Source organism: Exiguobacterium sp. UBA7533 (assembly GCF_002479335.1).
In the GTDB taxonomy this organism is placed as follows: domain Bacteria; phylum Bacillota; class Bacilli; order Exiguobacteriales; family Exiguobacteriaceae; genus Exiguobacterium_A.
In genome coordinates this window covers 506,138-527,755 of the sequence record NZ_DLMP01000005.1, presented here as the reverse complement: position 1 = coordinate 527,755, position 21,618 = coordinate 506,138, and the positions used below count along the sequence as shown (strand labels likewise).

At 47.8% G+C, this 21,618-nt stretch carries 23 protein-coding genes; 11 read left to right on the top strand and 12 right to left on the bottom strand.

The window, feature by feature from the left end:
• Positions 1-4 precede the first annotated feature (4 nt).
• The 4 genes from B2U10_RS10310 (at position 5) to B2U10_RS10295 (ending at position 3,690) form a co-directional block, all read left to right on the top strand.
• Complete coding sequence (locus tag B2U10_RS10310; RefSeq protein WP_290787412.1) at positions 5-1,378, top strand: PTS transporter subunit EIIC; 1,374 nt, start codon at positions 5-7, stop codon at positions 1,376-1,378.
• Between the two features lie 82 nt (positions 1,379-1,460).
• Positions 1,461-2,507, top strand: a complete 1,047-nt coding sequence (locus tag B2U10_RS10305) for a DUF871 domain-containing protein (protein WP_290787409.1) — start codon at positions 1,461-1,463, stop codon at positions 2,505-2,507.
• Positions 2,504-3,031, top strand: coding sequence for a general stress protein (locus B2U10_RS10300; protein WP_290787405.1), 528 nt, complete (start codon positions 2,504-2,506; stop codon positions 3,029-3,031). Before B2U10_RS10305 ends, B2U10_RS10300 begins: the two co-directional genes overlap by 4 nt.
• A gap of 101 nt (positions 3,032-3,132) precedes the next feature.
• Complete coding sequence (locus B2U10_RS10295) at positions 3,133-3,690, top strand: DUF1349 domain-containing protein (RefSeq protein ID WP_290787402.1); 558 nt, start codon at positions 3,133-3,135, stop codon at positions 3,688-3,690.
• A 71-nt stretch (positions 3,691-3,761) separates the two neighbouring features.
• On the opposite strand, the gene B2U10_RS10290 is transcribed toward B2U10_RS10295, so the two are convergent.
• From B2U10_RS10290 to B2U10_RS10265, 6 genes are all read right to left on the bottom strand, one after another.
• Positions 3,762-4,868: a citrate synthase/methylcitrate synthase gene (locus B2U10_RS10290; RefSeq protein ID WP_290787399.1), complete on the bottom strand. Its 1,107-nt coding sequence runs from the start codon at positions 4,866-4,868 to the stop codon at positions 3,762-3,764.
• Between the two features lie 491 nt (positions 4,869-5,359).
• Positions 5,360-6,055, bottom strand: a complete 696-nt coding sequence (locus B2U10_RS10285; protein WP_290787396.1) for a dihydropteridine reductase — start codon at positions 6,053-6,055, stop codon at positions 5,360-5,362.
• Positions 6,056-6,083: 28 nt separating this feature from the next.
• Positions 6,084-6,836, bottom strand: coding sequence for an ABC transporter ATP-binding protein (locus tag B2U10_RS10280; RefSeq protein WP_056060813.1), 753 nt, complete (start codon positions 6,834-6,836; stop codon positions 6,084-6,086).
• On the bottom strand, positions 6,833-7,897 hold the full coding sequence (locus B2U10_RS10275) for an iron chelate uptake ABC transporter family permease subunit (protein WP_035408411.1): 1,065 nt from the start codon (positions 7,895-7,897) through the stop codon (positions 6,833-6,835). Before B2U10_RS10275 ends, B2U10_RS10280 begins: the two co-directional genes overlap by 4 nt.
• Positions 7,894-8,889 (bottom strand): ABC transporter permease, encoded by a 996-nt coding sequence (locus B2U10_RS10270; RefSeq protein ID WP_035409660.1) that lies wholly within the window; start codon positions 8,887-8,889, stop codon positions 7,894-7,896. Before B2U10_RS10270 ends, B2U10_RS10275 begins: the two co-directional genes overlap by 4 nt.
• 20 nt (positions 8,890-8,909) lie before the next feature.
• Complete coding sequence (locus B2U10_RS10265; RefSeq protein WP_290775135.1) at positions 8,910-9,902, bottom strand: siderophore ABC transporter substrate-binding protein; 993 nt, start codon at positions 9,900-9,902, stop codon at positions 8,910-8,912.
• 382 nt (positions 9,903-10,284) lie between these two features.
• On the opposite strand from B2U10_RS10265, the gene B2U10_RS10260 reads away from it, so the two are divergent.
• Positions 10,285-11,241, top strand: coding sequence for a sensor domain-containing diguanylate cyclase (locus B2U10_RS10260; RefSeq protein WP_035408408.1), 957 nt, complete (start codon positions 10,285-10,287; stop codon positions 11,239-11,241).
• A gap of 55 nt (positions 11,242-11,296) precedes the next feature.
• On the opposite strand, the gene B2U10_RS10255 is transcribed toward B2U10_RS10260, so the two are convergent.
• Positions 11,297-11,854 (bottom strand): hypothetical protein, encoded by a 558-nt coding sequence (locus B2U10_RS10255; protein ID WP_290787391.1) that lies wholly within the window; start codon positions 11,852-11,854, stop codon positions 11,297-11,299.
• Between the two features lie 255 nt (positions 11,855-12,109).
• Between B2U10_RS10255 and nikA the strand changes: the two genes are divergently transcribed.
• The 5 genes from nikA to B2U10_RS10230 are packed head-to-tail and all read left to right on the top strand — an operon-like array spanning position 12,110 to position 17,113.
• Positions 12,110-13,720 carry a nickel ABC transporter substrate-binding protein gene (gene nikA / locus B2U10_RS10250; protein WP_290787387.1) on the top strand — a complete coding sequence of 537 codons (1,611 nt, stop codon included), beginning with the start codon at positions 12,110-12,112 and terminating at the stop codon, positions 13,718-13,720.
• Between the two features lie 12 nt (positions 13,721-13,732).
• Positions 13,733-14,674, top strand: a complete 942-nt coding sequence (gene nikB / locus B2U10_RS10245) for a nickel ABC transporter permease (RefSeq protein WP_290757121.1) — start codon at positions 13,733-13,735, stop codon at positions 14,672-14,674.
• Positions 14,671-15,516 (top strand): nickel ABC transporter permease subunit NikC, encoded by an 846-nt coding sequence (nikC, locus tag B2U10_RS10240; RefSeq protein ID WP_414655321.1) that lies wholly within the window; start codon positions 14,671-14,673, stop codon positions 15,514-15,516. The genes nikB and nikC overlap by 4 nt, the downstream gene beginning before the upstream one ends.
• The gene (locus B2U10_RS10235) at positions 15,513-16,319 is read left to right on the top strand and encodes an ABC transporter ATP-binding protein (RefSeq protein ID WP_414655320.1); all 807 of its coding nucleotides are present in this window, start codon (positions 15,513-15,515) and stop codon (positions 16,317-16,319) included. Before nikC ends, B2U10_RS10235 begins: the two co-directional genes overlap by 4 nt.
• Positions 16,316-17,113 carry an ATP-binding cassette domain-containing protein gene (locus B2U10_RS10230; protein ID WP_290787383.1) on the top strand — a complete coding sequence of 266 codons (798 nt, stop codon included), beginning with the start codon at positions 16,316-16,318 and terminating at the stop codon, positions 17,111-17,113. The genes B2U10_RS10235 and B2U10_RS10230 overlap by 4 nt, the downstream gene beginning before the upstream one ends.
• A gap of 46 nt (positions 17,114-17,159) precedes the next feature.
• Here B2U10_RS10230 and B2U10_RS10225 read toward each other — a convergent pair whose 3' ends face one another.
• The 3 genes from B2U10_RS10225 to B2U10_RS10215 are packed head-to-tail and all read right to left on the bottom strand — an operon-like array spanning position 17,160 to position 19,035.
• Positions 17,160-17,930 carry an ABC transporter permease gene (locus B2U10_RS10225; protein ID WP_290787380.1) on the bottom strand — a complete coding sequence of 257 codons (771 nt, stop codon included), beginning with the start codon at positions 17,928-17,930 and terminating at the stop codon, positions 17,160-17,162.
• A complete protein-coding gene (locus B2U10_RS10220; RefSeq protein ID WP_290787378.1) occupies positions 17,927-18,811 on the bottom strand; it encodes an ABC transporter ATP-binding protein in 885 nt (294 codons plus the stop codon). Before B2U10_RS10220 ends, B2U10_RS10225 begins: the two co-directional genes overlap by 4 nt.
• Positions 18,808-19,035 carry a PLD nuclease N-terminal domain-containing protein gene (locus B2U10_RS10215; RefSeq protein ID WP_290787375.1) on the bottom strand — a complete coding sequence of 76 codons (228 nt, stop codon included), beginning with the start codon at positions 19,033-19,035 and terminating at the stop codon, positions 18,808-18,810. Before B2U10_RS10215 ends, B2U10_RS10220 begins: the two co-directional genes overlap by 4 nt.
• 184 nt (positions 19,036-19,219) lie before the next feature.
• Between B2U10_RS10215 and B2U10_RS10210 the strand changes: the two genes are divergently transcribed.
• Positions 19,220-19,570 (top strand): cupin, encoded by a 351-nt coding sequence (locus tag B2U10_RS10210; protein WP_290787372.1) that lies wholly within the window; start codon positions 19,220-19,222, stop codon positions 19,568-19,570.
• A 233-nt stretch (positions 19,571-19,803) separates the two neighbouring features.
• Here the strand turns inward: B2U10_RS10210 and B2U10_RS10205 are convergent, their stop codons facing one another.
• Positions 19,804-20,886: a hypothetical protein gene (locus tag B2U10_RS10205; RefSeq protein WP_290787369.1), complete on the bottom strand. Its 1,083-nt coding sequence runs from the start codon at positions 20,884-20,886 to the stop codon at positions 19,804-19,806.
• 75 nt (positions 20,887-20,961) lie between these two features.
• Entirely contained in the window at positions 20,962-21,480 is a 519-nt protein-coding gene (locus B2U10_RS10200; RefSeq protein ID WP_290787366.1) for a transcriptional regulator, read from the bottom strand.
• Positions 21,481-21,618 lie beyond the last annotated feature (138 nt).

The window sequence follows — 21,618 nt, the reverse complement described above, 5'->3', positions numbered from 1 at the left end:
CACGATGAAGAAGGAAGAAGTGCTGGCACAAGCTATCCTCGAGCACGTTGGTGGAAAAGACAATCTCCGGCAGCTTGCGCACTGCATGACGCGAGTTCGCTTATCGTTAAAGGACCCGACGCAAGCAAATATCGATGCTCTAAAACAGATTGATGGGGTCATGGGGGTCATCGATGACGAAACGTTACAAATCGTCGTCGGACCGGGAACGGTCAATCGGGTGGCAGATCACTTAAGTCGCGAGACGGGACTCGCGATTGGGGAAGAGTCCGTGGATCCGAATTTGACACCAGAAGAACGAGCAGCGGTCGAGCGGCAAAAAGTGAAAGCGAAACAACAGTCACCGTTCAAGCGCTTCTTACGCCGGATCGGGAATATCTTCATCCCGCTCATTCCGGGGCTTGTCGCTTCCGGTATCATCAACGGGGGAGCCAACTTCGCGAAGAACGCGGGTGTCGATGCAACACAGACCTGGATGCAAATATTATTATTGATCGGTGGGACGGTCTTTGCATATCTCGCCATCCTTGTCGGTTGGAATACGGCGAAGGAGTTCGGCGGAACACCGGTGCTCGGGGCGATTGCCGGTGGGATTCTATTCAATCCGGTACTTGCGGACATCACGATTTACGGGGAACCGCTTGTTCCGGGCAGGGGTGGCTTGTTTGGTGTCATCTTCGCCGCTTGGTTGATGACGTATCTTGAGAAACATATTCGTCGTTTCATGTTCGCATCGATCGACATCATCTTTACGCCACTATTGACAGTGTTGATCGTCGGATTCGCCTCGCTGTATGCGATCATGCCGGTGGCTGGACTGTTGTCAGACGGCATCATGAAAGCAATCAATGCCGTACTTGAGGTCGGTGGACCACTTGCTGGGGCAGTACTTGCCGGTTTCTTCCTACCACTCGTCATGGTCGGTCTCCATCACGGACTAACGCCGATCCACCTTGAATTCTTGAATACGATCGGCAACACGCCACTCTTACCGATTCTTGCGATGGCAGGAGCAGGTCAAGTCGGGGCAGCGATGGCAATCTTCGTCAAAACGCGTAACCCGCGTTTGCGTAACATCATCAAGGGTGCGATTCCAGTTGGTTTCCTTGGAATCGGTGAACCGTTATTATACGGGGTCACATTGCCACTTGGTCGACCGTTCGTAACGGCATGTCTCGGGGCAGCGGTCGGTGGTGCCTTCCAAGCGACGATGAAGACGACAGCACTTGGTGTCGGCGTATCCGGTTTATCGTTAACACCGTTGATCGATAACGGGATGTACTTGACGTATATCGGTGGTCTCGTCATCTCATACGTCGCAGGCTTCCTGTTCACGTACTGGTTCGGCTTCAAAGAAGAAATGGCAGACGGTATTTAAAGTATTGAAAAGCAGTTGAATCCTTCGAAAAAGAAGGAATCAGCTGCTTTTTCCCTAAGTAGAGAAGTGAAGGAGTGAGTAGATGAAAGGATTATCAATCTATTTAAGTGAACCGATCACAAACGAAACGAGCGAGTGGTTAAAGCGGATGCGCACCGTCGGCTTTACGTCGCTCTTTACATCGCTTCATATCCCTGAGGATGATTCCTCACTGTACGTCGAACGCTTGCAAGCGCTCGGTCGTGTAGCAAAGACACTCGGGTATGAGCTCGTAGCGGACATCGCACCGGCGTCACTTGCGACGCTCGGCAAGACGTGGGAGACGGCAGCGACGCTAACGGACTGGGGTGTCACCGGACTGCGGCTTGATTACGGAATCAGCCCGCAACAAATCGCGACATTATCGAACCAGATGATGGTCGCACTCAATGCCAGTACCTTAACGGCAGACGAATTAACTGAGATGAAGGCACATGGTCTGCAACTCGAACGTACGGAAGCGTGGCATAACTTTTATCCGCGACCGGAAACCGGACTCGACCGGACGTGGTTTGACGAAAAAAATGCCTGGTTGCAGGCGCAAGGATTACGCGTCCAAGCATTCATACCGGGCGACGGAACACTTCGCGGACCGTTATTCGAGACGTTACCGACACTTGAAGACCATCGGGGAGTGGCACCGTTCGCAAGTTATCTGGACTTAAAGCCGACCGTCGACCGAATTCTTGTCGGAGATCCACGATTGGCGGAAGCGACGATTCGGCAATTCGAAGCAGAGCAAGACGGAGTCATCGTACTTCGGGCATTCGCGAACGGACGACAAGAACAACGGGATACGGAAACGAATCGATTTGATCCGGCGCGGGATGTCATTCGATCCGTTGAATCGCGGATGAGTCCGTCATCGATTGATCTGACACCGCAAGAACCGTCTGCCCGCCCGCTTGGCACAATCACGATTGATAATGAACGCTACGGGCGATACGCCGGTGAGGTGCAAATCACGAAGTGCAATCTTTCGGCAGATGAACGGATTAATGTCCTTGGACGCGTGATTGCAGAAGATCGTCCTTTGATTGCGTTACTTGGTCCAGGAAGTAAATTCCGGATTGACTGGGTGGCGCCATGAGGCAGATCGTTGCCGAGCGCTTCGCCTATCTATACCGAGGGGAATTGTTCACGGTCATCACGATTTTACCACTCAGCTGGTTTGGTAATCGTGTCTTTCCGCAACTTCAATTATTTGAACTCAGTGCATTTTGGATGTCACTGTTTTTGTTCGAACTGTTGTTGATTCAGGGAGCTTGGTATTGGTATAGCAAGTTAAGACGTTTGAAGAAAGAAGGAACGTCGAATACCCCGAAACTGGTCGTCCGACGATTACGCCACTGTCGTGTCATCAATATTATTCTAATCGTTCTGACGACGTGCACGTTCGGAATCGACTGGATTCGTTTTCAATCTGAGCTTCCGGTGTATGGATTACGAATCACCTTGTTTTTATATATTTTTGCGATTCTTGAATATATCAATTATTTCCATATCCAACTGATGTACGATAACCGGTCAGATATGCAATACTTAATACGGAATCGACGTTTGAAACGATCAGCATTGAATAAGGATATGCAACGACTTCGTAAAGTAGTCTAAGGGTTCATAGAAAATAGGAGGGATTGTATGCTCGATATGCTCATTCGTGGCTATCGAAAGTTAAGGAAGTTAAGAGGGCGTTAAGAGGGAGGATACTATCGATGAAGTGGATCAATCGACCGACACGTATCGAACAGGAGACACCGTTACGCTTCATGACGGATCCGGATACGGATTTTTGGCGCAACACCCATTATCAGTTCAACCGTCTGACGGGGCATGCGTTGTTGCAGGATGCTCCAAATGGAGAATTCAAATGCCGGATTGAAGTGAAATTAAAACCGAATGCTACATATGATCAAGCGGGGATTTTGCTATATGTGAACGATGACCACTGGGTGAAAGTCTCGGCTGAGTTCATTCCGGATGGTCCATCTCATCTCGGTGCCGTCGTGACGAGCTTTGGGTACTCGGACTGGTCGTGTCGGGATGTCGACAATACACTATTTGATGCGCCGCTCGTCTTTGAACTTCATTATCTCAATCAAGACGTCACGATGTATCACGTGACGGGAGAGTACAAAGAGCAGCTCCGGATCGCACACTTACATGACGTGACCGATTTGAAGATCGGACCGTACGCCTGTAGCCCGGATGTAGAAGCGTCAGGATGTGAAGTAGAAGTATTGAATTTCACGTTAGAGAAAGTCGTTGAATAAAACATCAAAAAAGTGGGGCGATGCTATACATCGCTCCACTTTTTTTAAGAAATTGTTAAAAAGAAGGCGGATTAAAACTTAGCCGCTTTTTCTGGCATCGGACCCGTATACAACGATTGTGGTCTAAAGATTCGGTTGTCTCCTGCTTGTTCAAGGATGTGTGCCGTCCAACCGATGATGCGGCTAGATGTGAACGTCGGTGTGAACAGTTCTTTCGGAATATCGAGTCCTTTTAAGACGGCTGCCGCAAAGAACTCGACGTTCGTATAGAGTTTTCTGCCCGGTTTGTACTCTTCGAGTAAATCAATTGCTGTTTGCTCCATTTGTGTAATCAGATTGAACCAATCGCTTTCTTGCGCGAGATCTTTTGAGACGACTTTTAAGGCTTCTGAACGCGGATCACGTGTTTTATAGACGCGGTGACCAAAGCCCATCAGTTTTTCGCCTTTTTCTAATTTGTTCCGGATCCATGGTTCGATGTTGTCGATCGTTCCAATTTCATCAATCATCGCGATGACTTCTGAAGGGGCACCACCATGAAGTGGTCCTTTCATGGATCCGATCGCGGCACAGACGCCGGAAATCATTTCCGATTCCGTCGAGACGACGACACGAGAAGCGAACGTCGAAGCATTCATGCCGTGTTCGATTGTTAAGATCAGATACGCTGTCAGTGCTTTGATCTCGACGTCACTTGGTAAGTGTCCCTTGATCATATAGATGTAATTCGCGACGTGATCAAGTTCCGGATTCGGTTTAATGAAGTCAGCGCCTTGATTTTTTTGATACTTATAGGCGATGATCGTTGGTAGGAGTGCCGTTAAGTGCATCGCTTGATCGATTGTTGGTGGCCAAGCGAAAGCGGGTGTACCAAGCGCAGAGATTGCCGTGCGCATCGTGCTCATGACATCCATCTCGTTCGGCAATGTATCGAGAATCGTCTTTACGTAAGAAGGAAGTTCACGATAGCTTGTCATCTGTTCCTTGAATGTCAAAAGTTCCGATTCAGTCGGGAATGCACCGTTCCAGATGAAATACGCCACTTCTTCGAATGAATAGGATAATGCGAGTTCCTTTGCCCAGTGTCCACGATAGATAAGATGACCTAATGTTCCATCGACTAAACCGATTTGTGTTTCAGCGGCAATGACGCCTTCGAGTCCTTTTTTGTATTCCATCTTCAACACTCCTTTTCTAATACCTACTGTCAGTATGACTTACAACGACATCAAATCACCAGTTATTTGAATGCGTTTCCAAAATTATTCTTTGAAGCGCTATGATTAGAGTGCATTCTGTTTCATGAAACAAATCAAATAGATAGTAGCTATGAAGGAGTACATATGAATAAAGCCATGATTATTCGCTTATTAGGATTTTTCTTTGTATTGAATGTCTTTTTAATGATCGATTTGTTCTGATCGATGAGCCGAACGATTCTTGAGCCACTAGCATTAGTCGTTTCTTCATTGACCATGCTCATTCCTATAAAACGGCTTCAGCCTTTAGAGGACGAAACGTTGTCGGTTTTCAAATCGAGTATCGCTGTCATAGTAGGGATGCTCTTGATGAGCGGATTATTCTTACCCATTGTATTTATCTTCGGATAAGTGATCCTTTGTTCGTCATACAAAAAGAGACCGGGACAGTATGAATGTCCCGGTCTTCTTCATGCCAAAAACGTATCCAATTGGTCTTGGCGTTTATCAATCATAATCTGAGCCTTTGGAATGTTAGCACCTTGTAACACGTTAATCGTATCTCGGAGAAATTCATCACTACCAACGATGTAGAACAAACCTTCCTTGTCCGCTGTCATCGCTTTGATAGCATCGTAGTAGGCAGAGCGATTTTCGACATAAGCAGGGCTAAACTGCTCATGTGAAAGAAGCTGAGTCTTGAATAGTTCAGTTCGCGCAGAATCAACGTTCAACGAGTGCATGTGCGGAATGCCATTTTTGTCAGTCTGATATTGCAAGATGATCGGGCGAAACGTTGCCAAACCAACGCCTGCTGAGAGTAAGTACACTGTACGACCTTCCCGACGCAGTGGAACATTCGAATGCGTCTTAAACAAAGCAATCTTCTCACCCATTTTTAGTTGCTGAAGTGTCTGCTTAAAGACGGAACATTCCGGTTTGATCCGTGTCGTGATCCCGATCGTTCCTTCACGAGGGAGCGTCGAGATCGACATATGCCGGATCAGACTGCGGTTCGGCTTTTCGCCTGCATTAAACCCTTCTAGTGCCATATGCGTGTGTGCGCCTTCCTCCCAAACGAAATCATCCGGGCGTTTCAAATGAAACGTGTAGGTGTGTTCGCCTTCTTGCGTTACTTGTTCTAGTGGTAGCCAATCGATCTGCATCGTTCATTCCTCTCTTCTATATAAAGTATCAATACACAGCAATTGGACCATACGGACCTTCGATGATCTCAAGTCGTGTCTCGAAAATCTCGGATAATAGCGCTTCATCCATGACTTCGGCGACCGTTCCGAAGGCAGCAATTTGTCCGTCCTTCATCGCACAGATGTGATCAGCGTATTTCGCAGCAAAATTGATATCGTGCAAGACGGTGATGATCGTCCGTCCAAACGTATCGGCGACGTGTCGCAGGTACCCCATCATCTGGACCGAACGGGCGATATCGAGATTATTGAGGGGTTCGTCGAGTAGAATGTATTCCGTTTCCTGGCAGAGTACCATCGCGACATAAGCTCGTTGTCGCTGTCCGCCCGATAATTCGTCGAGGTAGCGGTTCTCAAGCGACGTCAGCTCGAGAAAATCGATGTATTTCGAGATGATCGTTTCGTCGTCCGCTGTCAGGCGACCTTGTGAGTAGGGAAAACGTCCGAAGCCGACGAGCTGCCGGACCGTCAGCCGGGTCACGAAATGATTTTCCTGCCGCAGGATGGTGATGATCTTTGCTAAGTCTTTCGATTTGCTACTTGTCACGTCCATCCCGGCGACTTCGATCTGTCCGGCATCGAGATCAAGCAAACGGCCGATCATCATCAACGTTGTCGACTTGCCAGCGCCGTTTGGACCAATCAAAGCCGTGAAACCGCCTTTTGGAATCGTTAAGTCGATTGGACCGATTCTGACATCGTCTGTATACGATTTTTTAACTTGTTCGAGTGATATCATAGGGACCTCTTTCTAAGCAACACGATAAGGAAAATCAGCCCGCCGAACAGTTCGATGATGACGGAGACGACGCTTGGCGTGTTGAAAATGTGATACATGAAGAAATAGGCAGTCGTTAAAACGAAGAAGCCGATTGCGAATGCCATCGGGAAAACATATTTATGATCGTATGTCGCAGCAACTTGATAACTGAGCGTCGCCACTAAGAAACCAAAGAACGTCAATGGTCCGATCAGAGCCGTCGACATCGACATCAGGAGTGAAATCAAAATCAAGAAGTAGATGACACTGCCGCGATGATTGACACCGAACGATGTCGCGACCTCTTTTCCGAGTGCGACGACGTTGAGTCGTCCGGACGAAAAGTAGAGCAACAGACCAACGACGAGGACGACCGGAATGACGATCGGGAAGTAAGCTGCGTCGGCATTCGTGACCGAACCGAACAGGCGCGCTTGTAAGATATCGAACTCGGACGGCGCGAGCATCTTTCGCATGAATGACGACAGCGAGTTGAGACCAGTACCGAGAATGATTCCGACGAGTAACATCAATTGCAAGTTCGCGTACTTACCAGACAATAACCATCCGTATAACAAGAGGCTCATCGCGAGCATGATCGCGACCTGTGTCAAAAAGGCGCTCGTGCCGGTAAAGCCAACGAGTGCTCCCGCACCGAAGAAAAAGATCATCGATGTCTGGATCGTTGAGTAAAGGGCATCAAAACCAAGCAGGGACGGTGTGATGATCCGGTTGCTCGTGATCGAATGAAAGGCGACGGTCGCGAGACTTTGGCAAATTGCTGCAATCGCCATCGTAATGACTGCCGTGATCCGGCGTTCGACGACCGGCCAAAAGGACGGAGAATCAACCGGAACCGGATTATTGTAGAGCAAGAGACCAATCGTACTGAACACTCCGCCGCTAAGGAACAGGATGAGGAGAATCCAGTAGCGGCGCTCGAGTCGTTTCGACTGAAAGGCAGACGCCCGGCGATTGGTTTCACGTGTAACGCTCGGTTGATTTCTTGTATGTTCTTGTTGTCTAATCGCGGTACTCATCTGACACCTCCAGTCTTCCGCCGACGTAACAGAATGATGATGAAGACTGCTGCTCCGACCGTTCCGAGAATCAAGGAGACCGGCAGTTCAAACGGGCGGATGATCGTGCGTGAAATCAGATCACTAATTAGAATCGTTGCCATGCCAATCAGACAGACCCATGGCAAATTACTACGAAGATCGTCACCGCGAAACATCGAGACGATGTTCGGAACGATCAAGCCGAGGAAGGGCAAATTGCCAATGACAGTCGCGACGACACCGACGGATAGGGCAATTAGTCCGGTCGCAATCAGCATCAGCCGGTTGTAGTTGACACCGAGACTCGTCGCGATGTCTTCGCCAAGCCCAACGAGCGTCAAGCGACTCGCAAGGAAGAAGATACAGACCGTGACTCCGATGATGATCCAGAGATACTCGTAGCGACCGATCTGAACGGACGCGAACGAACCGACGAACCAGCCTTCGATTGCCTGACTGGCACGGAAGAACAAGCCGAGGAACGTCGAAATCGCAGAGATGACGGCTCCGAGCATCAGACCAATGATTGGGACGATTAATGATGACCGCAGTCGGACCGAACGGAGAAACCAGAAGAAGACCATCGTCCCGATGAATGCAAAAAGAATAGCACCGGTCATCCGCATCATTAGCGACGGTGCCGGAATGAGTAAGTAGACGGCTAACAGTCCGAGTCCTGCCCATTCGATCGTTCCTGTCGTCGTTGGTTCAACGAGCCGGTTTTGCGTGATCAGTTGCATGACAAGTCCTGCCATCGCCATCGCAGCACCGGTCAGCATCAAGGCGAGCGTCCGCGGAACGCGCGTGATCCAGAACATATCGAAATCGTTCGCGGCACTCCGTAGTTCGTAGACGCCCGTGAAGAGGGACGCCGTAGCGAGCGCTAAGACGAGACATAAGGTCAAGACGAACGGCTTCGTCCAAACGACAGAAAAGGAAGGTCGAGCGGGTGGCTCAACTCTTCCATTCATTTGTTGCTGTGCATGTGCCATTACTTCTTGAGCGCTTTCGCGATGTCAGTGAAGAATTCCGAGTACGTCTGGATCGATTCATTTAAGTACGTATCTTTTGGTGCATAGACGATGTTGTCGTCTTTGATTGCTTTCGTTTTTTGCAGAGCAGGCGCACGGTCGATGACATCTTGCGCCGGTACGGCACCTTCTGCGTTTCCGAGTGGCGCGTCACGGTCAAGGACGAGTAGCCAGTCCGGGTTACTTTGAGCGATCGCTTCGACCGAGACTTCATCACCTTGATCGTTCCCTGATTTTTGTTTAACTTCGAGCGCTGGTTTCCAGTCGAACAAATCATACATCGGTCCGAAGACGCGTCCACTCATCGGCGCTGAGAATCCAATATCGCCACCCGAGACGATGACCGACATGACGCTGTCCTGTCCGTTATACGATTTTTTGACGTCTTTGATCGATTGCTCGAGCGTCGTCACGAGCTGATCCGCTTCTTGTTTTTTATCGAAGATCTGTCCGAGTGTCTCAGTCGTATCTTCAAGTCCTTTGACGAGTAACTCACCTGGCGTACCAGAGTTTTCCGGTAATGCGATGTCAAGATCGATGACAGCGGCGTTTGGAACGAGTTTTTTGATGTCTTCATAATGATCAGCGAAACGCTGCCCGACGATGACGACGTCCGGATTGACACCAGCGATCGCTTCGAGGTTCGGTTCGAAGTGCATGCCGACATCGACGATATCCTTATCTTTTGCATAAGGTGACTCAGCCGGGAGCAGTCCGACTGGTGCTGCAACAAGTTCGACGTCCCATGCGGCAAGCGTCTCAAATGTCCGGTTATCGAGTGCGACGACTTTCTTCGGATCAACCGGAACGTTGACCGTTCCATGTGCGTCTTTGATTTTGATCGTCTTTGGTGCCTCGGCGTCCTTCTTCGTGTCTGCTTCTCCTGCGTTCCCGCATGCTGCGAGTAAAACAGCAAGCGAACTCACGACGAGTGGTGTTTTCCATTTCCCCATGATGACTCAGCTCCTCATATTTGATTTGATAACACATAAATCACGGATTGAGCAGCAGATGGATTATGTATGTCTACGTGATTAATCTGTTCTCAATAAGTGATAATGATTATCATTGTCATGTTCACTGAGAATCATAGCAAACGAATTCGGAAGACGCAACGCCATTTTCCAAGGAATTACCTGGAATGGTTTTTTACTTCTATAAACTATACAAAAATAAAAAAATGATAATCCTTCTCATTTGGATATAGAAATAGGACCATCGGACGCTTTTGAGCAACAGAGGTTTAGACGACTTCAAAAAGAGAAAGTGGTAATATATGTATCAAATTTTCAAATCAGAGACACCGCAGAAGACGACTTTGGAATGAGGTGCTGTATGAATCAACCATTTGAAGAATTGAAGATGTATCAAAATTTTGATGAGCTCGCAGACGATGTACTCGATTTCGCAAAAGAAATTTTACCGGATCAGATGTTGTACTTATCAGCAATCGAAGCAGGACAACAACGGATGTTAAAGATTGCAAACGATAAAGCAGATATTCCGATGGTAGAAGGCATGCAGATTGAATTGAACCAATCATTATGTAAACTGGTTGATTTCGAGACGAAACAGCCGGTCGTCCTCGAAGATATTCCGAACGCGGAACAACTCGGCGACTGGCGAAAAGGCTTGGAGGAGGCTCACGTCCGGTCCTACTTAGGGATTCCGATCGTCTTGACGAGCGGAGAGACGTTCGGCACATTGTGTGCGATCAATAATCGGGTCAGCTTGTATGAACAGAAGAATGTTCAGCTATTGCAACGGATCGTCCGACTCTTCTTGTACTATCTGGAGCTTGAGCGTCATGCTTGGAAGGATGCGTTGACAGGACTGTATAATCGGCGCTACTTAACGAAGCAGTTCGAGGATTATCCCGGACAGACAGGAGCGGTGTTCTTCCTTGATCTCGATGGCTTTAAGCAAGTCAACGACGTCTTTGGACACGAGACGGGGGACATTGTTTTGCAAGAGGTCGCGCAACGTCTGCGACAGTTCGTGCGCGAACAAGACGATGCGATGGCCGTGCGCCTAGGAGGCGATGAGTTCATCCTCCATTTCGGTCATGCTGATTCAAGGGAAGGGTGGGAGCGACTCGCGAAGCGGATCGTCACTTCGTTAAGTGAGTGGGAAACAGACTACCGAGTGTCAACAAGTATCGGGATTGTGATATATGACACCGAATTTCGTCCAGAGTTAAAAGTCTTGCTACAGCAGGCAGATGTCGCGCTATATGCCGCTAAGTCGTCAGGAAAGAATACGTATCAGTTTTATGAGATGGCGAAGAAATGACGAAATATTAAAAGACCTGACGCTTCTGAGTCTTCACAGAAACGATCAGGTCTTTTTAATTGCTATGTAGGCGATGGACGATCCGAATGATGTCTTTTTTCGGACGGTCAGGAAACCTGAGACACAACGTCTCGACACACTTCACAGCATCCTCATTCTCTAACAAGCGGAGGGCTTCCTTTACGACTGGATCATGTGATTCGGTGACTTCGGAAGATTTAACAGTCAAATCTCCTGATTGATGAATCAGGTAAAACAATACCGTATGTACGGACACAAGTACGATTTTCGTCGCGAGAGAAATCGTGATGAACTCAATGTAGAGATCCATCCAAAGCAAGACACTTAAACTTACCCAAAAATTCACTACGGCAAAGAGTACGTTCGAGATAGGGCGTTTAAAAAGTCCACCGAACGCACGCATCGTTCCGTCGAAGATGACGCTAACAAGTAGACTCGCGAGATAGAAACATAAGAGAAACACAAGGCAACCAACGAACGAGTCATAGGAAACATCTCCGACGGATAAAATCAGCCCATCGATCATTAGCAAAGGAAGAACTAAGAGGAGAGCGAGAAACACAAGCGAGACGGAGGAAACCAGTCGTGACATAACATCATCCTTTCAATACGAATCGTCTTGTTGCACAAGAGACATATCCTACAGATTAGGATACCGTTTAACGTATTTGATTACAATTATTTACAAAAAAGAGACGTGCTCAGAACGTGGCTCAGTTAAGTGTGGTAATCCTGTCAAAAAGCGCCTCAAAGTCCAGTCAACATCTTGATTATCCATTGACAATCCTTATCTTTCCCTCTTACAATTGAAAATGATTATCAATACAAGTTGGGGGATCTGCTTACCATGAACGTTAACCGTAAAAAATTACTGATTTCTACCGTCTCGATCCTGTCTTTGACATCATTATTGATCGGCTGCTCGAACCCGGGCGAGTCGACAGGAGAGCGAAAAGATAAAGATACATTGACGCTCGCGTGGCCACGCGACGTTGGAACGATGAACCCACACGTCTATAACCCATCACAACTGTTTGCACAGTCGATGATCTATGAGCCACTCGTCCACTACGGCGAAGGTGGAAAGCTTGAGCCATACTTAGCCTCATCTTGGAAGATTTCTGAAGACGGAAAAACGTATACGTTCACGCTCCGTGACGGCGTCAAGTTCTCAGACGGTTCGACGTTCGACGCAGCCATCGTCAAAAAGAATTTTGATGCGATCCTTAAACAAAAAGCCTTACATAGCTGGCTTGGGTTCATCACGAAAATCGAGAAGACGGAAGCGGTTGATGCGAAGACATTCCGTCTGACATTATCCGAAGCCTATTACCCGACGATTCAGGAACTCGCGGTCGTCCGTCCGGTACGTTTCCTCGGAGAGGCTGGATTCCCGGAGAACGGCGATACATCGAAAGGTGTCAAAAAGGAAGTCGGGACAGGTCCATGGATGCTCGACGAGTACAAACCGGATCAGTACGCGACGTTTAAGGTCAACAAGAACTACTGGGGACCGAAGCCGAACGTCGATCACATCAAGGTCGACATCATCCCGGATGCGGAGACACGTGTCTTAGCACTCGAAAAAGGACAGGTTGATCTGATTTACGGGGAAGGGGCGATCAGCATCGATGCCTTCAACCAGTTGAAGACGGATAAGTCGTACAAAACGCAGATGTCTGAACCAGTCGCGACGCGTCTCCTCGTCTTGAACACGAAAAATAAACGTCTGTCTGACGAACGCGTCCGCCAGGCGTTACAGCACGGGTTCGATAAAGCCGCCCTCGTTGAAGGGATCACGTCGGGATTAGAAGCACCGGCTGATTACCTTTTGCCACCGAACATGCCGTACACATCGAACTTGAAAGTGAAGCAACGGGATTATGACGTCAAGGAAGCGAATCGTCTTCTTGACGAAGCAGGTTGGAAACTTCCGAAAGGTGAGAAGGTTCGCGTCAAAGACGGTCAACCATTGCAAATCGGGATGATGTATGACGCAGCAGAACAGGTCCAAAAGGCGATGGCCGAGACACTTCAGTCGGAATGGTCAAAAATCGGTGTCGAGCTGAAGACAGAAGCTGTCGAACTACCGGATCAAGTCCAGCGCTTCAAGGATAACCGGTTTGATATCAACTTCTACAGTAACTTCGGTGCACCGTATGATCCGCATACGTTCGTGAACCTGATTGATACGGATGGCTTCGGCTTCAAGGAAGCGATTTCAGCTTATCCGAATAAAGAACAACTGTTGCAAGAAATCAAAGATGTCTTGAAGACGACGGACGAGACGAAACGTCAGAAGATGTACGCCGACATTCTGCCATCACTCCAAGATCAAGGGGCATTGATTCCGATTTCGTACTTGAAGAAGATGGCGATCTATCAGTCGGACGTGACGAACTTCCAGTTCCCGGCGAACCGGGATGAGAGTCCATTTGCCCGGATCGGCATTAAGTAAAGGAGGGATGACATGGGGGTCTTCCTCGTCAAACGTATATTATCCGTCATCCCGATCTTGTTACTTGCTGTCTTGATTCTGACCGGGTTGATTCATTTATCGCCAGTTGATCCGGCACAGGCCTATCTATCTGCTGCCCATATCCAACCGACGGATGAACTGCTCGCGGCAAAACGAGCAGAATTTGGGCTCGATCAACCGTTCTACAAACAATATATCGATGCCGTCATCCGCTTGGCGCAGCTTGATTTCGGAACATCGTATCTATCGGGTAAACCGGTCCTTGAAGATGTCTTGCTCCGTTTACCACCGACAGTCGAACTGGCTTTGACGAGTCTGTTGCTGGCGCTTGTCATCAGTATTCCACTCGGGTTCCTTGCCGGCATTAAGAAAAATGGCTTCTTTGACCATCTGAGTCGGGGAATCGCCTTCATCGGGGCTTCGATTCCGTCGTTTTGGCTCGGGTATCTGTTCATCTTCTTCTTTGCCGTAAAGCTTGATTGGTTTCCAGTCGGCGGGACAGGAAGTGTGATGCACTTGATTTTACCGGCATTGACACTCGCCTTTCCGTTGATTGCCCTTTATACACGATTGCTGCGCGGAAGTGTGATTGAAGCATTGAATGAACCATATGTCTTGTTTGCCCGGACACGTGGATTAAAGGAAGGACGGATTCTTGGCAAACACGTCCTTCGGATGGCGATTCCGCCGATGATCACCGGTCTTGGGATGAACCTCGGGAAGTTGCTGACGGGAACGATCATCGTCGAGACCGTTTTCTCGTGGCCCGGCTTCGGTCGCTACTTCATCGAAGCGATCTTTGATCGAGACATGCCGGTCATCCAAGGCTACGTCTTTCTCGCGGCACTCGTCTTCATCGGCAGCAGTTTGCTCGTCGATATCATTCAAGCCGTACTCGATCCACGACTAGCGAAAAAAGGAGGAGCAGTATGAATACTCCACTTCCAGCAACGATGATCCGGTCGCGGTATACGCCGCTACTTTATCTTTGTGCCCTCGTCTTGATTGGCATGGCAGGCGTTGCGTTGTTTGCACCGTGGATTGCGCCACATGATCCGAATCTCGTCGACTTGACGCAAAAGCTTCATGGACCTTCGTCAGCCTATCCACTCGGAACCGACCAGCTCGGACGCTGTCTCTTATCGCGCTTGATCTATGGTGCGCGGATTTCACTCGGCTGTGCCGTGTTGATTTTCGTCGCCTCACTTGCGATCGGACTGTTCGTCGGAACACTTGCCGGCTATCGTGGCGGTTGGGTCGATCAACTCTTAATGCGTCTGTGCGACGGCGTAATGGCGTTTCCGAGTCTGATACTCGTCCTCGGTCTCGTCGGTATCTTTGGTCCGGGTCTCAAGCAGGTCATCATCGCCTTGATGCTCGTCCAGTGGGTTTATTACGCGCGGATGTTCCGCGGAATGGTCATGACGTTGAAGACGGAAGCGTTCATCGCGGCTGCTCGCGTCAACGGTTCATCTTCATGGAAGATCATCCGGACGCACATCCTGCCGAACATCTTACCGCCGCTACTCGTCATCGGGACGCTTGAGATGGGCTGGGCGATCATGGATATCTCGGCGATGTCGTTCCTTGGGCTTGGTGTCCAGTCACCGACAGCCGAGTGGGGCGCGATGATTCATGAAGGAAAATCATACATCCGGACGAATCCGGAGTTGATGATTTATCCAGGACTCGCGATCATGTTCGTCATCATTAGCTTTAATCTAGTAGGAGAACAGTTAGCAGAACGATTCGGTGTTTCGAAAACGATGAAATGAGAGGAGGTGCCCGTATCGAACCGATCTTAGCTGTCGACGGTCTGACCGTCCGTACGAAACAACAGATGACATTGATTGAAAAAGTAACGTTCTCGATTCAACCAGGCCAAATCCTCGGTCTCGTCGGAGAAAGTGGTTGCGGGAAGACAGTGACGAGTCTTGCGTTGATGCGTCTGCTTAATCCGCAAACAACAGACGTGACCGGTGATATCCGACTGAACGGAAAATCAATCTTTTCCTTATCGGAACGCGCTGTTCGGTCGATTCGGGGTGGTGAGATTGCGTTCATCATGCAAAATCCGATGAGTGCCTTCACACCGGTCTACTCGATCGGGCACCAGATGATCGAGACCATTCAGACCCATTCACGTTGTTCAAAGCGTGAAGCGAAACAGCAAGCGATGACGGCACTTGAAGAAGTTAATCTAACAGATGCCGCCCGGTTGCTCAAAGCTTATCCGTTCGAGCTGAGTGGCGGGATGTTGCAACGGATCATGATCGCTTTAGCCGTCGCCCTTCGCCCGAGCGTCCTGATTGCCGACGAACCAACGACCGCGCTCGACGTCTTCAATCAAAAGACGGTTCTTGGGTTACTTGAACGGATGCGGGCGACCTACGGAACGGCGATGTTACTCATCTCGCACGATCTCGGTGTGATCGCTGAACTTGCAGACGAAGTCCTCGTCATGCAACAAGGACGGATCGTCGAACAGGCGGATGTCTTTGAATTGTTTGATCGACCGCAGCATCCGTATACGCAGTCACTTCTCGCACAGCATATCGGAAGGGAGGCGTTCGGATGAGTCTACTGCAAATTGATCAAGTCTCGCATGTCTACAAGCGCCGGTTTCAACCAGCACAGATTGTCTTACACGAAGTCTCATTGACGCTTGAAGCCGGACGCTGTCTTGGGTTGCTCGGATCGAGCGGTGCCGGGAAAAGTACGCTCGGACGACTATTGCTCGGACTCGAACGTCCCTCGAGCGGAACGATCTGGTTTAACGGTGTCGATCGCCACGCGACAAAACGTCCGTTTCAAGGTGACGTCCAAGTCGTCTTTCAGGACTCGTTTGCTGCCGTCAATCCGAAACTGACAGCGGCTGATATCATTGCGGAACCGCTTGATAACTTCATTCGTTTAAAGGGAGATGCGCGGCAACAACGTCTCGTCACGCTTATTGAACAAGTCGGACTCAAGGCAACGGATTTGACGAAATATCCGGCGCAGTTCAGTGGCGGGCAACTGCAGCGGATCGCGATTGCGCGAGCGATTGCTGCTGAACCACGTCTGATCGTGTTAGACGAAGCAGTCAGTAGCCTCGACATGGTCAACAAACGATTGATTCTTGCATTGTTAGCTGACTTGAAGCGGCTACACGGTCTAACATATGTCTTCATCACCCATGACATTAAAGCTGCCGAGCAACTCTGTGACAGCTTTGCAATTTTGGAGCAGGGACGCCTTGTCGGTCATTACCCGAGTCTAGCGGCGTTCGATGCTGCGACGGATCCTGCCGTTGAACGGATGCGTCAAGCGAAGCTTGCCATGCACCCAAGACAACGAACGATTCGAAAGACACAACCAAACAAAGGATAACGGACTGCTGAACGCCTCCGTTATCCTTTTTTGTTGTAGAGTCGGATCAGTAAGCCGTTTTTCGGAACCGAAGTGTCGACCAGCCGAGTGTGAGGACAATCCAAACGAGACAAGAAATGACACCGAACAGATGGGACGAAGAAAAAAACGATGTGTTCGATGGAACTGACAGAAGCGCACCAGGCATGAAAAATAGAACGTCTGGCTTTAGAGAAGGAAGTACAACAAGAAGCAAGGAGACGACGAGCGATAGGATGCCAATTGGTACAGCGCGTTGCAAGAAGGTGCTGATCAGTAATGTCAGACTAACGACGAACAACGTCCAAAGACTAAAATCGAGGGTGATGCGTAGCGCAAGCATCGGCGAAAGGAATCCGAACCAATAGACGGTCAGACAATAGGACGTGAGTGCTCCGATTAGAATTCCGAATAAACTGATCATACCGTGACTGAACCATTTCGATAGCAGATAGACATTCCGAGAAACGGGACGCGTTAAAATGAAATCCTGCATGCCGGTTTGGCGATCTGACGCTAACAGTCCCATGAAGCTCATGATCAGAACGATCAAGCCAAGCTGATTGAACTGTCCATGAATCGTTGCGCTGAAGACGTCAAGTGATTGCGGAGCAGGACGATTTGGGTCAACAATGATGCCATCCGCGTTTCCGACGTGTGCGAGTAAGACATCCATATACATCAACAGCAATGGTTGCGTCACGCCGAGAGCAATGAAGAACAGCGGTAACCAGACGATTTTCCATTCTTTCCACGCTTCCAACCACTCGGTCAGCGTCAGTGTATAAAACGTTCTCATACGTCCGCCACCATATCGAGGAACCGTTCCTCAAGTCTAATCGGTTGATAGGCAATCGAAGCAATCGACCATCCTAGTTGAATCAAGGTGGTCGCTAACTCTGAAAGGTCAAGTGGCTGCTGTGCGGAGAACTGATAGCAGCATGGGTTGATTCGATTAATCTCGACTCGTGGAAATAGCGTCGCAGAAAACGGTAGGACAGGTGTAAGCGTTTCGACTTGAATCCGGTATTGATCCACGTTGCGTTGATTGTCGAGCGGACCAAGCAATTTTCCATGTTTGATGACGAGGAAGCGGTCGCAACATGTTTTCGCATCTTCTAAGAGGTGTGTCGAGACGATGATCGTCATCCGTTTCTTTAAACGGAGGATCAACTGATTGATATCATGCCGACCACTTGGATCAAGGGCGGAAGCTGGTTCATCGAGAATCAGAAATGTCGGTTCATGTAAGATCGCTTGGGCGATCCCGAGACGTTGGCGCATCCCGCCGGACAAGCATTCGATGACTTCTGCTTGTTGAGCGTAGAGTCCAACTTCATGTAGAACGTCCGGAATCCGCTTATTTAACGTTGCGCGATCAAGCCCCGACAAGCGACCGAAGAAACGCAGGGACTGTTCGCACGTCATCCAAGGTTTAAAGTCGGTTTGTTGTGATAAATAGCCGATTGTTTGTTGCTGTTGCCGGATGGGGCGGGAAGACATCGTGATGGAACCACGATCACTCTCGATCATACCGCTTAGACATTTCAGGAGTGTCGTCTTTCCGGCACCATTTGGACCAATCAGTCCGAGACATTCATGTTCGTGAATCGTAAAGGAAATATCGTCTAGAATGAGACGTCGTTGAAGTGAAAGCTGGAGATTGGAAATCTGAATCATGCCGTCGTCCTCCTTCCGATGACGAAGTAGAGAATCGAGCCAATCGGCTGGACGAGGAGAATGACCATTAACCATACCGCCGGTGTCGCGATTCGGTCCTTGCGTCTAAACCAATCGATACAGGCGCAGCTGAGTAGAATCAGGTTGATGGAGATGTAAATCAATAATAGGGGCAAAAAGCGTTCCCAGTCGATTTGTGATAAGGCAGAGAAATCTGTATTCATGAAACACCCTCCTTTTCTATTTCCATTATCAATAATGAAAATAGAAAAGTCAATGACCGATGCGAATTACCGTTTGTTTTCAATCCATTACAGCTATGATAAACTTCTCTTATCAAAATTTTCCAAATGACACATAGATTGATTAGTTTGAATGAAAGACGAATTATAATTTATAGGAGGTCATATGCAGATTTATCAATTCAAAAAAGAAGTTGGTAAAAAAAATTCGAAATTCGATTCGAATTTTGTGATGTCACGGATCATGCAGACGGAAAAAGTGACGCACATCGGATGTATTCATTTAGAAAAGGATGGCGTAGTCGGTTATCACCAGGCTGTCGTACCGCAACTTCTATTAATTGTAGAGGGTGAAGGTTGGGTAAGAGGGGAAACGGATGACTACATAAACGTTCAGAGTGGGGAAGCCGTGTTTTGGAGTCAAGGAGAATGGCACGAAACGAAGACAGATACGGGTTTAACGGCGATTGTAATCGAAAGTGAAGAACTCGATACATCATCTCTCGTTTCCGTTTAACAAAACCTAGCATGATACATAAAGAGGCTGACTCAAAAAAAAGAATGATTCGCTTTCTCACGCCCTTTCCTCAGGCGAGACACAAGCCAGTTTTCCTGCTTCATCCAAGCAGGAAAGCGGGTCTTGTTTGTCTCTGACAGCGCAATAATGCGCTTTTCCTGTAGGAGTTGCGTGTAAAGCATCATTCTTTTTATCTTTGTAGAGACTACAGTTTGAGTCAGCATCTACTCTTATTACGTACACCATTTTTCTAATTCTTCGAGGCATAGATGCAAGCGAGCAGTTATCATTTCCCGATTCCCCATCTGTTGCGTTGTTTTATGATTGAGGTGAGGTTGCTGTAAGGTTTCATAGTGCTCATACGCTTCTTGCAATATCCATAATGTATATTCATCCAGTAATCGTCGAATTTGAGTGGTGCGTTCGTCTCCAACCACGTTAAAGAAGTATCCACTTATAAATCCATCAGCGATTTCTTTTAACACATTACTTTTTTCTTGATACGCTTGATTTATGTATCTTGGAGCATTCGAAAAGGCTGGTAACAGAAATTTGTAACAAAAAACAAAGTAAGCCGTATATTTCAAATCAAAATCCAATCTTGGAAACGGATCAATGATTGCGATCTGCTCATTGTTTAAGATTAAATTTTCTGGGGTTACATCTTGATTCACGAGAGAGATATTTTGAATTTGAGTTCGTCTATTTTTAATTAAAGCATGAATATGTTTATCGACTTTTTCTTTATCAAAGCGAAGGCTAGAATGAATGAGTGTACTTAAAGCGGTTAAGACATGGTTATTTTCTTCCTGCCATAATGTATCACTGTTTCTTAAATCGCTACCTTGTAAAGTTTCTGCCTGCCAGCGCAGTTCTCCGAAACCTTTAATGGATATTTTATGGTTATGTATATTGTGATAAATTTGTCCTAATTTCGTACCGTAAGAATGGGCTTTATTCTGATTGAGTAACAATAAGTCTGTTCCACGACCCATGAAAGTTTCTACTGTGAATACTGTGTCATCTTCAATAAAATATTCATAAAAGTCAGGACAGACATGTTGGTCACTTGTATTGGCGTGTAAATAGTAAGCTTTCGTTGACTCATACTCTGTAGTCAACTCTTGTTCATCAATCTGTTGTAATTCGCCATAAGCATCATTTTTTTTCATTCGAATTACAAGGTCTTGATCATCTACTCTCTTTAATTGATACACAGTGTGCCAAGCTCCTTCACCAATCTTAAGAATCTGCTCTGCTTTTATGTTCAACGTGTCCATTACAATTGCATCAAGATCTTCTTTGATGTGTTTCATAGGGTCCATGTTCTCTCCCTCGCAATATGATCTCGTTTCATTTTGATAAAAACAGCCTCCTTAAACAGAGAATAGTTACGGTAAGATGACGAGTGAGACAGTCCGTTCTCTTGCCCGGTCTTCCGTCTCCAGATGATGATATTTTTCGAGCAATGTCCGCATGTCCTGTTGGAAATCATTGAAGGTTTCATCCGTCAGCTGCAGTTTAGCAATTGAGAACGTCGAGTGGTCCTGACCTTCCGTTTGAACGGTCTGTTCGAAGTATGTTTGGTACTGCTGTAAGACATACATGAAGTAGAACGAGACGAAATTCACTTTTTCGTCGTACGTCGCACTGTTCCAGTCTGCTTCGCTAATTTGATAACCGCTTGTGTTCAAGGCATAAATTTTCTCCTCGACTTTTCCGACACGATGGACGGCGACGACTTTCAACAACTGATCGTCCATCATCGCATTAACTTGCCGGTATAAGGTCGACTGCGGTACATCCGTTAAGCGTTGATTCAGTTGCATGATTGATAAACCATCTTCGAGATCAATCAATTCGAGCGCAATCTTAAAACGGACATGGTTTTTGAAGAGATTAAAGTTCACGTAGTGTTCCCCTCCTTCATTTAATCGTTTCCTAAAACTATCTTAGCATGTTTTTGGAAACATTCTTAAAAATGATAATGAAAAAAGAGGAAATGTGATGCCTCTCTTGAATGATTTATACTAGAATATTGTAAAGAA